The organism is Serinicoccus chungangensis, assembly GCF_001483745.1.
Classification (GTDB): Bacteria; Actinomycetota; Actinomycetes; order Actinomycetales; family Dermatophilaceae; genus Ornithinicoccus; species Ornithinicoccus chungangensis_A.
On record NZ_LQBL01000003.1, the window covers coordinates 1 to 12,485 of the forward strand.

The window sequence follows — 12,485 nt, forward strand, 5'->3', positions numbered from 1 at the left end:
GGCTCTTCGAGTTTGAGCGTGGTCCCGGGTGTTCACGCCGCGATCGGTCGGGGCGCGTAGCCAATGATGCGGCATCGGTAGTTTCGGTGGTTGCGGTAACCGCGCCCGACCCTCTTGATCGTCTTGGCGGTCAGGTTCGCCGCCTCTGTGCGCGCGTTCGTGATCCTCGTCCTGCAGAACGTGAGCAGCTCACGCCGCCAGGCGCGCAGGGTGCGGAACAGCGCGGCGGGCTCAGGCAGGCGGGTGGCCCGCACGGCACGCTGGAGGGCGGCCCAGTGCCGCTGGAACGAGGACGTGTCGCGGGCGGTGAGGACTTGGCGGACGTGCTCCTTGATGCCCCACGCCACAGCCAGCTCGACGTCCTCGGCCAGGATCTCCTGCAGCTTCGTGCGCTGGCGGACCGTGAGACGGTCGCCGGCACAGGTGAGCAGCTTGCGGTACTTCCACGGGGTGTCGGTCGCCCGTCCGCGGCGCTCGTGCAGCTCCCACACCCGACGGCGCCTCACCTTGGTGATCATCTCGTTGGCCAGCCGGACCACGTGCCAGTGATCGACACTGACCCGCGCCTTCGGTAGTGCCTTGCGGACGGCGGCGCGGAACTCACTGGACATGTCGAGCGCGACGGTCTGCACACGGCGGCGCCACCACCGCGGCCGCGCTGCGAGCCAGGAGGTGACGACCTTGCCGCGGCGCCCGTCGACGACGTCCAGGATCGCGCCGTCGTCGAGGTCGGTGAACACGATCGACCACGGCTCGACCCGCCTCACCGCGTGCGTGTCGGGGTCGCGCAGGTAGCGCACGGTGCGGAACCGGTGCTCATCGACTCCCAGGCGTTTGACGTGCCGACGGTCGACGCCGGTGTCCAGGTCCAGCGTGGTGGTGAGCATCCGCATCACCGTCGGCCACGACAGGTCCGCCTCGTCCGCGACCCGGGACACCGCGCGCGGCTCGCTCCGGCAGGCGCTGATGACCTGCTCGGCCAGCCTCGTCGTCACCCGGGCCCGGGCCGGCAGCTGCTCGGTCTCCTCGGTGAACGAGCGCCGCGGGCACAGCGCCTCACGGCAGGCGTAGCGCCGCTTGCGCACGAGCACGTCGAGCCGCTCACCACCGCAGGCCACGTCCTTCACATGCTGGACCGGCCTGGCGTGCACCCGGGAGGAGAGCACCCCGCAGGAGGGGCAGGCACCCTCGCCCGTGGTCGTCTCGATCACCACCTGCCGCAGCCGCTCACCCCCGAGGGCAGGGCTGGCCGTCACGACCCGGTAGCCGGACAGGTTGAACAGAATCGACGCCGCATCGACGTCGAACGTAGGCTGGTGCACGCTCGCGGTCCTCGCTCATGAGATGTCTAGACAACACCCATGCTGGCGCAGGGCCGCGAGCCCTACGTCAGGGCCCCACCACGCTCAAAGTCGAAGAGCCNNCTGGGACCGCTCGCAGATGATCAGCGGCGCCGAGATCCTGGACAAGCTGCGCACCGGCTACGACCTCACCCCGCAACCGGACGAGTCCCGCGGCAGCGCACCGGCCGAGCTCTTCGACGTCCGGCCCCTGGGTGCCGCACCCGGCAGCGAACCGCTCGGCACCGTCGGCGCCATCGCGTCGGTGACGATGCCGTTCTGCGGCAGCTGCGACCGCGTCCGGCTCACCGCCGACGGCATGATCCGCAACTGCCTGTTCGCCGCCGGGGAGACCGATCTGCGGACCCCCCTGCGCGAGGGCGCCTCGGACGACGAGCTGGCCGCGCTGCTGCGGGCCTCGATCACCGCCAAGCTGCCCGGGCACGGCATCAACCAGCCCGACTTCCTGCAGCCGCCGCGGCCCATGAGCGCCATCGGCGGCTGAGACCGGTCAGCCGCCGGCGAAGGGCGGCAGCACGTCCAGGACGGCGTCCTGGGCCAGGTGTAGGGACCGGTCGCTGACGTAGCGACCCTCGTGCAGCACCGAGCTGCAGGAGAGCACGCGGGCGAGCTCGGCGCCATGCAGCTCGGCGAGCTGGTCGAGCAGGCTGCCCAGGTTGTCGGCGGGCACCTGCTCGCTCTGGGTGCCGGCCGCTTCTGCCGCAGCGGCGAAGTACCTCACGGTCGCCATCGTCTATCCCTTCCTTTGCGGTTCATCCGTCGTCATCGACCCACCCCGCAGGCGATGTTCCCAGTCCCGGGCGTCGGCCCAGGTGTCCACGTCCCCGAGGTGCTCCCGCCCGGACTCCTCGTCCTGCCAGCGCAGGTCGGCGACGAGACGGCGGACCGAGACGTCGCGAGCCTGCCCCAGCTGGCCCAGCGCCCTCTCCAGCGAGACCCGGCGGTAGACGGCCAGCAGCCACTGCCGGTGACCCTGAGCGTCCTGGTGACCGACGGCGTCGACGTGATCCGCCGCGACGTCCAACGAAGCGCGCAGCGCGGCCAGCGCGACCGCGGCACCGGGCTGGTCGACCGCCACGACTGCTACCCAGTCGGGTGACGGAGCACCAGCCTGTCCTCCGCTCGGGCCGTGGACGCCCCCGTCGCCCTCGGCGCCGCCGCGCAGCGCTGCCAGTCCCGCGGCGATGCCGGCGACCGGGCCCCCGTCGGGGGGCTCCTCCACCGCCCGGAGCACGCCCGGTGGCACAGGAGTGTCGCCCACGACCACCACCCGGCCCCCGAGCAGCGGCTTGGCGTCGAGCACCCGTGCCAGCAACGACCGGCCGCCCACCTCCAGCGCCGCCTTGTCCCGGCCCCCGAGCCGCTTTCCGCGGCCGCCGGCCAGGACCAGGAGGTCCACGACCTGTCCGGGCACGGTCAGGAGTCCGGGAGCGAGAGCGCGAGCAGGCAGACGCTGTCCACGGCGGCGGTGACCTCGTGCCGCTCCGACGGTATGACGCACGCCGTACCCGCGGGCAGGGTGTGCGACGCCCCTTCGCTGGCCAAGGTCACCCGGCCGGAGAGGCAGAGCAGGGAGGCCGGGCCGGGCGCGTCGTGCTCGGGCAGGCCGCCGCCGGCGGGCAGACCGAGCAGGATCAGGCTCTGCCCGGGCTGGCGCACGACCGCCCGCACCGCCCGGCCGCTGCCGGTGGAGCGAGCCTGGTCCAGGAGCGCCTCACCCTCCGCGCGCAGGTCGACGACCGCCGAGGTGCCCTGAGCGCGGGACCGACCGGGCTCCTCGAGCACGGGGTGCTCGTTCATTGGACCCGCTCCCAGCCACGCTTCTGCGCCCGGGTGCCGGTCGCCGTCCCAGGCCGCTCGTCACGGCTGCGGTAGACGATGTAGGGCCGGGTGAAGTAGCCGATCGGTGCGGAGAAGACGTGCACCAGACGGGTGAAGGGCCACATCGCGAAGAGCAGGAAGGCGAGCAGGGCGTGCAGCTGGAAGCCGATCGGTGCGCCCTCCATGAGCGAGGCGTCCGGCTGGAACCAGAAGATCTGCCGGAACCACGGCGAGACGCCGTCGCGGTAGTTGTAATGGTCGCCGGCGATACCCAGGTTCAGCAGGGTGCCCGCGATGGTGTTCCACATGCCGAGCACGATGACCACGGCGAGCACGGCATACATGACCTTGTCGTTGACCGTCGTCGCGCGGAAGACCGGCCCGACCGTGCGCCGCCGGTAGACGAGGATGGCCAGCCCGACCAGGCAGGCGATCCCCGCCGGCAGGCCGCCGGCGAGCGCGACGATGTGATACAGCTCCTGGCTCATCCCGGCCCGCTCGGTCCAGCTCTGCGGCACGATCAGCCCCATGAAGTGGCCGACCGCCACGAAGAGGATGCCGAAGTGGAACAGCGGGCTACCGATTCGCAGCAGCTTGTCCTCGTAGAGCTGGGAGCTTCGGGTGGTCCACCCGAACTTGTCGTAGCGGTAGCGCCAGACGTGGCCCACGACGAAGGTCGCCAGGCAGATGTAAGGGAAGATCACCCAGAGAAAGGTGCTCATCGGGGGGCTCCTACGGGGATGGTCGGGCCGAGAGACTGGGGGGTGTGCGGTGCGCTGCCGGGGGGCGCGCACCCGTCGGCCGGGGGTGTGCGTAGGCCGTCGAGAGCGGGGTCCATGGCGTAGGGCGCGTCGTCGATCCCGACCGTCTCCTGCGGCGGTCCTTGGGCGATGAGCCGCGCGAGGGCCTGCTCGTCGTCGCCGTCGAGGTCGGGCAGGGTGGCCCGAAGGGCCGCGACCACGTCCAACCAGGGTGAGCCGCGCCGGTCCAGGGCCCGCCGGAGGAGCTCGATGCCGACCCGATGGTCGTTGAGGACCTTCCAGGCCGTGTCGGGGGCGACGGTCGCGCCGAACTCCAGCACGACGGGCAGGTAGTCAGGGAGCTCTGCATCGGCGTCGTCCAGCTCGACCCCGTGCTGGCGGTAGAGCTGCTTGAACTGCACCAGTGCCACGCCCCGGTTGCGGGTGTCCCCGTGCAGGAAGTAGGTCAGGTGCAGGGCGCACTTGCGGGTGACGTCGAAGGTGTCCACGTAGTCGCGTTGCAGCTCGGGCAAGCCTACGGTCTCCGCATGGTCGAGGAACCGGGCCAGCGGCTCGCCCGCCGACCGCGGCAGAGACGCGGCCACGTCCCGGAGCGCCGCTAGGCGCTCGGGCAGGTCCTCGCGGGGGTAGTCCAGCAGCATCGAGCACAGCTGCCAGGTGTCGGCCTGCGTCCGCGCGTCGAACCGGGGGCTGCTGCGCCGGTGGCGCCGCCAGGGCATCATCGCTGCTGCCCTTCGTCGGCGCCGGCGACGTTGTCCGGCCGTGCCTGGCCGTCCCCGAGCACGGACCGGTCGGCGGTGGGCTGGTGCGGGCTGCCGCCACCCGAGGGGGACTCGACGCCCTCCTGGCGCTGGGGGAAGAGACCCTCGGGTATGCCGCGCCCGTCCCAGTTGAGCAGGTTGACGCGACCGCGCTTGGCGCCGCCGGAGACCAGGGTTTCCGACTGGGCCCGCTCCTGGAGCATCTTGAGGTTCTCCACCGCGACCGGGGTGACGGCGCCGCGGCCCGAGCCTTCGCCGAACGGGCCGGAGGAGTCGAGCAGCTCGTCGTCGAAGGAGCTCACGGGGCAGTCGGTGGCCAGCTCCTCCAGGGCGTGCGCCTGCTCCCCGTGGGCGGTCGGGATGACGTAGCGGTCGCCGTACTTGGCAATCGCCAGGAGGCGGAACATCTCGTACATCTCCTCCTCCTCCATACCGACGGCCTCGGCGATGTGCGCCTGGGGGTCGCGGCCCAGGTTGATGTCGCGCATGTAGGACCGCATCGCAGCCAGGCGGCGCAGCACCTCCTGGACCGGACGGGTGTCGCCGGCGGTGAAGAGGTTGGCGAGGTACTCGACCGGGATGCGCAGCGCGTCGATGGCGGCGAAGAGGTTGTCCTTGTCCTCGGCGTCGTAACCGGTGTCCTTGATGACATCGACGACCGGCGACAGCGGCGGGATGTACCAGACCATCGGCATCGTGCGGTACTCCGGGTGCAGGGGCAGCGCGACCTTGTAGTCGGTGATGAGCTTGAGGACGGGGCTCTTCTTGGCCGCCTCGATCCAGTCGCCGGGGATGCCCGCACGCTCGGCCTCGCGCTGGACCGCCGGGTCACGGGGGTCGAGGAAGACGCTGCGCTGGGCCTCGTAGAGGTCGTGCTCGTCCTCGACCGCGGCGGCCTCGAGGACCCTGTCGGCGTCGTAGAGCATGAGGCCGATGTAGCGCAGCCGGCCCACGCAGGTCTCGGCGCACACGGTCGGGATGCCGACCTCCACGCGTGGGTAGCAGAAAGTGCACTTCTCTGCCTTGCCGGTCTTGTGGTTGAAGTAGACCTTCTTGTAGGGGCAGCCGGTGACGCACATGCGCCAGCCACGGCACCTGTCCTGGTCGACCAGCACGATGCCGTCCTCCTCGCGCTTGTAGATGGCACCGGAGGGGCAGGAGGCAGCGCAGCTGGGGTTGAGGCAGTGCTCACAGATCCGCGGGAGGTAGAACATGAAGGTCTGCTCGAACTCGAACTTCACCTTGTCCTCGATGCCTTTGAGCATCGGGTCCGTGGCGGCGTGCTCGGTGGAACCCCCGAGGTCGTCGTCCCAGTTGGCCGACCACTCGATGTTGATGTGCTTGCCCGAGATGAGCGACTTGGGCCGCGCGACGGGGAAGGTGTCCTGCGCCGGGGCGTTGAGCAGCGTCTCGTAGTCGTAGGTCCAGGGCTCGTAGTAGTCCTGGATCGAGGGCATCTTGGGGTTGGAGAAGATGTTGAGCATCTTGTTGATGCGTCCGCCGGCGCGCAGCTTGAGCCGGCCGTTGTCGGCCCGGATCCAGCCGCCCTTCCACTCCTCCTGGTCCTCGTATCCCCGGGGGTAGCCCAGGCCCGGTCGGGTCTCGACGTTGTTGAACCAGACGTACTCGGTGCCCTGACGGTTGGTCCACGCCTGCTTGCAGGTGACCGAACAGGTGTGGCACCCGATGCACTTGTCCAGGTTCATGACCATGGCCATCTGTGCCATGACGCGCATGTTGTCTCTTTTCCTCAGGTCGGTATGTCGTGCGTCGGGTGGTTCAGTACTTCACCGGGGCGGTGCGCCGGCGGATGACCGTGACCTCGTCACGGTTGCTGCCGATGGGCCCGATGTAGTTGAAGAAGTAGGAGAACTGGGCGTAGCCGCCGACGATGTGGCTCGGCTTGAGCAGGATCCGCGTGAGGCTGTTGTGGATGCCGCCGCGCTTGTTGTCGGTCTCGGTCAGCGGCACGTCGATGAGCCGGTCCTGGGCGTGGTGCATGAAGACCGTGCCCTCGGGCATGCGGTGGCTGACGATGGCCCGGCAGGCGACCACGCCGTTGCGGTTGACCGCCTCGATCCAGTCGTTGTCCCGCACGCCGATCTTGGCCGCGTCCACGTCGGACATCCAGATGGTCTGACCGCCGCGCGAGAGCGAGAGCATGAACAGGTTGTCCTGGTACTCGCTGTGGATGGACCACTTGCTGTGCGGGGTCAGGTAGCGGACCGCGACCGCGACCGCACCGTCGTGGTCGCTCTGCTGACCGACCGGGTCCTCGCCGAAGAGCGTGGTCATGTTCAGCGGCGGCCGGTAGGTCGGCAGCGACTCGCCCATCCCCTGCACCCAGTCGTGGTCGAGGTAGAAGTGCTGCCGGCCGGTCAGGGTGTGGAACGGTTTGGAGCGTTCGATGTTGATCGTGAACGGTGCGTAGCGCCGCCCTCCGCTCTCCGAACCGGACCACTCCGGGGAGGTGATGACCGGTACCGGCGCGGCCTGGGTGTCGGCGAAGGTGATCTGCTTGCCCTCGTGCTCGGCCGACAGGTCGTGCAGCTGGGTGCCAGTCCGCTTCTCCAGGAAACGGAACCCCTGCGTCGCCAGGTGGCCGTTGCTGACCCCGGACAGGTGCATGATCGCATCGGCGACCTGGATGTCGGTCTCGATCTTCGGTTGCCCGTCCGCGACGCCACCGCGGACGGTGCCGTTGCGTCGGCGCAGGATGTCGATCTCGCGGCCGACCTCGTACTTCACGCCCTTGGTCAGCATGCCGACCCTCTCCAGCAGCGGGCCGATCGAGGTCATCTTCTCGTAGACGGCGGTGTAGTCGCGCTCGACCTCGGCGACCACCGGCATGGTGCGTCCCGGGACCGGCTCGACCTCGCCGGTGCGCCAGTCCTGGACCCGGCCGTGCACGGTCGCCATCGCCTCCGGGGTGTCGTGCCACAGCGGTTTGGTCACGACGTCCTTGCGGGTGCCCAGGTGCTCGACCGCCAGCTCGGAGAAGCGCCGGGCGATGGCCTTCCACGCCTCCCAGTCGCTCTTGGCCTGCCACGGCGGGGCGATCGCAGGGTTGAAGGAGTGGATGAACGGGTGCATGTCCGTGGTGTTGATGTCGTGCTTCTCGTACCACGTCGCGGCCGGGAGCACGACGTCGGAGAAGAGCGTGGAGCTGGTCATCCGGAAGTCGAGCGTCAGCAGCAGGTCGAGCTTGCCCTCGCCGGCCTGCTCGGGCCAGGCCACGTCCTGCGGCCGGTGCTCTGGTGAGGCCTGCGTCGCCTTCACCGCATGGTCGGTGCCCAGCAGGTGCTTGAGGAAGTACTCGTTGCCCTTGGCCGAGGAGCCGAGCAGGTTGGAGCGCCACAGCGACAGGACCCGGGGGTAGTTGTCCGGGTGCTCCGGGTCCTCCACGGCGAACCGCAGCGTGCCGTCCTTGAGGCGGCTGGCCACGTAGTCTGCGGCGGCCATGCCGGCCTCGGCGGCCTCGTCGGCGACCTGCAGGGAGCTCCGGTCGAACTGCGGGTAGGACGGGACCCAGCCCAGCCGGACCGCCTGGGCGAGCAGGTCCATCGTGGACCGGCCGGTGAAGGCGCCGGTCGCGCCGTTGACCGCGTCGGCGTCGAAGGTGTCGTAGCGGTACTGGCTGGTGTGGACGTACCAGTACGCGGTCTGGTTCATGTGTCGCGGTGGGCGCACCCAGTCCAACGCGAAGGCGAGGTGCTGGAACCCCATGATCGGGCGGACCTTCTCCTGGCCGACGTAGTGCGCCCAGCCACCGCCGTTGCGGCCCTGGCAGCCGGTGATCGAGGTCAGCACCAGCAGGGCCCGGTAGATCTGGTCGGAGTGGTACCAGTGGTTGATGCCGGCGCCCATGAGGATCATGCCGCGACCCTGCGTGTCGATGGCGTTCTGGGCCCACTCCCGGCCGATGCGGATGATCTGCTCGGCCGGGACGCCGGTGATCTCGGCCGCCCAGGCGGGGGTGGCGGGGGCCGAGGGGTCGTCGTAACCGGACGGCCAGGTGCCGGGCAGCCCGTCGCGGCCCACGCCGTACTGGGCGAGCAGGAGGTCCATGACCGTGGTGACCAGCCGGTCCCCGACCCGGCGGACCGGGACGCCGCGGCGCTCCAGCACCTGATGGCCCTCGAGGTTGTCGAAACGTGGCAGCGCGACCTCGACCGCCTCGGCGGTGCCGCCGTAGAGCGAGAGCACCGGGCGGATGTCGCCGAGGTCGAGGTTCCAGCGGCCTTCGCCCTCGTCGCCGAAGCGGTGGCCGATCGACCCGTTCGGGATCGCGACCTCACCGGTGGCCCCGTCGAGGACCGCCGGCTTCCACATGGCGTTCTCGCTGCCCGCCTCGGGGTGGCCCTCCAGGTCGCCCGCGACGAGGAACTTGCCCGGACGGTAGCTCCCGTCACCGGCGTCGTCGAGCGTCACGAGGTAGGGCAGGTCGGTGAAGCGCTGGTTGTAGTCGGTGAAGAAGTCAACCTGGCGGTCGACGAAGAACTCGCGGAGGACGACGTGCCCCATACCCATCGCGAGCGCGCCGTCGGTGCCGGGGGCGGAGGCGACCCACTCGTCGGCGAACTTGACGTTGTCGGCGTAGTCGGGCGCGACCGCGATGACCTTCTGGCCGCGGTAGCGCGCCTCGACCATCCAGTGTGCGTCGGGGGTGCGGGTCAGCGGGACGTTGGAGCCCCACATGATCAGGTAGCCGGCGTCCCACCAGTCACCGGACTCCGGGACGTCGGTCTGGTCGCCGAACATCTGCGGCGAGGCGTTGGGCAGGTCGGCGTACCAGTCGTAGAAGGACAGCATCGGCGCGCCGATGAGCTCGTGGAAACGGGCGCCGGAGGCGTAGGAGACCGGTGACATCGCCGGGATCGGGGAGAAGCCGGCGACCCGGTCGGGGCCGAAGCGCTTGATCGTGTAGACGTGGGCGGCGGCCACGAGGTCGACGACCTCCTCCCAGCTGGCCCGCACCAGCCCCCCCTTGCCGCGTGCCGTCTTGTAGGCCCGTGCCTTCTCCTCGTCCTGGACGATCGAGGCCCAGGCCAGCACGGGGTCGCCGTACTGCTGGCGGGCGGCTCGGAACATCTCCAGCAGGGTGCCGCGCACGTAGGGGTAGCGCACCCGGGTCGGGCTGTAGGTGTACCAGGAGAAGGCGGCACCCCGGGGGCAGCCGCGCGGCTCGTACTCCGGCCGGTCCGCGCCGGCCGAGGGGTAGTCGGTCTGCTGCGCCTCCCAGGTGATGATCCCGTCCTTGACGTAGACCTTCCAGGAGCAGGACCCGGTGCAGTTGACACCGTGCGTGGAGCGGACGACCTTGTCGTGGCTCCAGCGGTCGCGGTAGAAGGAGTCGCCGCTGCGGCCGCCCTCCAGGCTCAGGGTCCGCCGGTCCTGCGAGACCTGGCCCCGGGTGAAGAACCGCCTGGTCCCGACCAGCGCCTCGCTCAGGGGGCCGTCAAGACCGGCGGCGGGACGCTCGTGGATGTCCGTCATGAAGGAAGCACTCCTTGAGTGGTGGGCGGGTCGGGATCGGTGATGGTACCCAGGTCAGGGGCCTGGACGGGGGAGGCCTCGCCCGGCACGTACAGACGCGCGCGACAGGTGGTCGGCCCGACGAACGGCTGCAGGCTGACCCGGGCGTCGGGCTCGCCGACGGCGTCGAGCGCGCCGCGCAGCAGGCCGCGGTGCACGCCGCAGACGACGTCGGGGTGGGTGTGCGCCAGGTCGAGGAAGGGGCAGTCGCGCAGGGTGATGTCGACGGCCCTCCCCTCCTCGGCGGGCTCGGTCTCGGGGGTGTAGCCCCACTCGGCCAGCAGCTCGATGACCCCCTCCACCGCAGACCGGGAAGCCGTCGCCGGGGCGGGCGCCCCGGGCTCGGGGGCGTGCGCCGCCTCGGCCTCCTCGGCCCGGTGGCGGGCCCAGCGCACCCCAGCCTCCTCGGGCGTCATCTGCTCGGCCTCCCCGGCCGACATCGCGGAGGCCAGCAACCCGGCCAGCACCTGGTAGGGCCCGGCACCGTGCTGGGCGGTGTCGGTCTCGCCGAGCACCTGCTCGCGCAGCACGTACTTCTTGCTCGGCCGGCCCACGCCGCCGCTGCGCACGAAGTGGGACTCCAGCACACCGCCGGCCACCAGCTGGTCGACGTGGAAGCGGATCGTGGTGGTGTGCAGCCCGAGGCGCAAGCCCAGCTCGGCGGCCGTCAGCCCGACCGGACGCGTGGCCTCGTCGAGGGCGGCGAGCTCGTCCACGACGGCCCTGCGCACCGGCGAGACGAGCAGGGCCGCCCCGGCGGGCGGCTCCGGCCGCGTGGGCTGGATGGCTGGAACGGGCACCTTCACCTCCTCACAAGGGCCGTCCGGCTCGTCGCATCGATGAGCCGGTCACGTTACTGGGTGGTGGCGGCGAGCTCCTTGCGGAAGCCCACCAGGGTGAACAGGCCACCCCCCACGGCCACGACGGCCAGGAGCAGCAGACCGGGGGTGTAGCTGCCGAAGGCACCGTAGATCGCGCCCATCAGCAGCGGGGGGACGAACCCGCCCAGCCCGCCGGCCGCGCCGACGACACCGGTCACCGCGCCGACCCGGGCCGGCTCGACGAGCGCGGCGACCAGCGCGAAGACGGCACCGGCTCCCGCACCGAGCCCGGCAGCCATCCCGAGGAAGGCCACGGTGCCGACCGGCTCGAGGGCCACCGGGTAGGTGTTGTCCCCGACGATGACCGTGGTGCCCGCACCGACGAGGGCGGCGAGCAGCGCGAAGAGCCCGGTGACGATGAGCAGGGAGGCCAGCACGAGGGTCTTGGAGTAGCGGTCGCACAGCCAGCCACCGACGGGCCGGGCGACGACGGAGACGACGACGAAGCCGGCCATCCGCAGGGCCCCGTCGCCCTTGTCCATGCCGAAGTTGTTGACCAGGTAGGTCGGCAGGTAGACGCTGAACGCCACGAAACCGCCGAAGGCGATGGCGTAGAGCATCGCCAGCTTCAGGGCCACCGGCTGGGCCAGCGTGTGCAGGGCCGCGGACAGCCAGTTGCCGCCGCGGGCACCCCCGGCGCGGCCCGGGGGCACGCGCAGGACGAACCAGGCCAGCACGGCATACCCGGCGAGGAGCACCGCGACCAGCACGAAGGGGGCGGGGCGGCCGAAGGCGTTGGCCAGCTGGAGGGTGGTGAACGCCGCGACCGCGGTGCCACCGGTGCCCATGCCGAAGATGCCGAGCGCCGCGCCGCGCCGGGCCGGGGGGTGCCAGGCGTTGACGAAGGGCACACCGACCGCGAAGGAGGTGCCGCCGATGCCCAGGAAGAAGCCACCGATCAGGAGGGCGGCGAGGTTGTCGCCGAAGAAGCCGAGGAAGAGCACCGGCAGGATGGTCAGGACCGCGACGGCCGGGAACATCACCTTGGCGCCGAGGCGGTCGGTGAGCGCGCCGGCCGGGATCCGGCCCAGGGAGCCGACGATCACCGGCGTGGCGACGACCAGCGACTGCTGCAGCGAGGTCAGGCCCAGCTCCTCGCGCAGGGTGACCGCCAGCGGGGAGAGCAGGGCCCAGGCCCAGAAGCAGAGGGCGAAGCCGAGCGTGGCCATCAGCAGCATCGTGCGCGCGGTGCGGGGGTCGGGCTCACCCGTCGCGGCGGTCGCGCCGGCCCCGGCGGGGGCGGCCGCAGGAGCCCCGAGGTCGGGAGCGGGCGTGCCGACGTCGCGGCTCGGGGAGTCGGTCATCAACAGTTCTCTTTCGGCGTCGGTCGGTGCAGGACTGGGGCAGGGATGGTGCCGGGTCCGT

General features: G+C 70.9%; 11 protein-coding genes. 1 reads left to right on the forward strand and 10 read right to left on the reverse strand.

Annotation, left to right across the window (positions count from 1 at the left end; genetic code table 11):
* Positions 1-32: 32 nt before the first annotated feature.
* On the reverse strand, positions 33-1,322 hold the full coding sequence (locus tag AVL62_RS01650; RefSeq protein WP_058889961.1) for an ISL3 family transposase: 1,290 nt from the start codon (positions 1,320-1,322) through the stop codon (positions 33-35).
* 22 nt (positions 1,323-1,344) lie between these two features.
* Here AVL62_RS01650 and AVL62_RS01655 point away from each other — a divergent pair, with 22 nt between their 5' ends.
* Positions 1,345-1,845, forward strand: a complete 501-nt coding sequence (locus AVL62_RS01655) for a hypothetical protein (RefSeq protein ID WP_327281209.1) — start codon at positions 1,345-1,347, stop codon at positions 1,843-1,845.
* A gap of 6 nt (positions 1,846-1,851) precedes the next feature.
* Here the strand turns inward: AVL62_RS01655 and AVL62_RS01660 are convergent, their stop codons facing one another.
* Genes AVL62_RS01660 through AVL62_RS01700 form a run of 9 tightly spaced genes read right to left on the reverse strand, consistent with a single transcriptional unit; the run spans position 1,852 to position 12,424 of the window.
* Positions 1,852-2,091, reverse strand: a complete 240-nt coding sequence (locus tag AVL62_RS01660) for a MoaD/ThiS family protein (protein WP_058889962.1) — start codon at positions 2,089-2,091, stop codon at positions 1,852-1,854.
* Positions 2,092-2,094: 3 nt separating this feature from the next.
* Complete coding sequence (gene mobA, locus AVL62_RS01665) at positions 2,095-2,775, reverse strand: molybdenum cofactor guanylyltransferase (RefSeq protein WP_161937817.1); 681 nt, start codon at positions 2,773-2,775, stop codon at positions 2,095-2,097.
* A 2-nt stretch (positions 2,776-2,777) separates the two neighbouring features.
* Positions 2,778-3,161 (reverse strand): hypothetical protein, encoded by a 384-nt coding sequence (locus AVL62_RS17200; protein WP_058889964.1) that lies wholly within the window; start codon positions 3,159-3,161, stop codon positions 2,778-2,780.
* Entirely contained in the window at positions 3,158-3,904 is a 747-nt protein-coding gene (gene narI, locus AVL62_RS01675) for a respiratory nitrate reductase subunit gamma (RefSeq protein ID WP_058889965.1), read from the reverse strand. The genes AVL62_RS17200 and narI overlap by 4 nt, the downstream gene beginning before the upstream one ends.
* Complete coding sequence (narJ, locus tag AVL62_RS01680; RefSeq protein ID WP_058889966.1) at positions 3,901-4,665, reverse strand: nitrate reductase molybdenum cofactor assembly chaperone; 765 nt, start codon at positions 4,663-4,665, stop codon at positions 3,901-3,903. Before narJ ends, narI begins: the two co-directional genes overlap by 4 nt.
* Complete coding sequence (gene narH / locus AVL62_RS01685; RefSeq protein WP_058889967.1) at positions 4,662-6,440, reverse strand: nitrate reductase subunit beta; 1,779 nt, start codon at positions 6,438-6,440, stop codon at positions 4,662-4,664. Before narH ends, narJ begins: the two co-directional genes overlap by 4 nt.
* 43 nt (positions 6,441-6,483) lie before the next feature.
* Positions 6,484-10,200, reverse strand: a complete 3,717-nt coding sequence (locus tag AVL62_RS01690) for a nitrate reductase subunit alpha (protein ID WP_058889968.1) — start codon at positions 10,198-10,200, stop codon at positions 6,484-6,486.
* Positions 10,197-11,039 (reverse strand): helix-turn-helix transcriptional regulator, encoded by an 843-nt coding sequence (locus AVL62_RS01695; RefSeq protein WP_058889969.1) that lies wholly within the window; start codon positions 11,037-11,039, stop codon positions 10,197-10,199. The genes AVL62_RS01690 and AVL62_RS01695 overlap by 4 nt, the downstream gene beginning before the upstream one ends.
* A 53-nt stretch (positions 11,040-11,092) precedes the next feature.
* Positions 11,093-12,424, reverse strand: coding sequence for an MFS transporter (locus AVL62_RS01700; protein WP_235585460.1), 1,332 nt, complete (start codon positions 12,422-12,424; stop codon positions 11,093-11,095).
* Positions 12,425-12,485 lie beyond the last annotated feature (61 nt).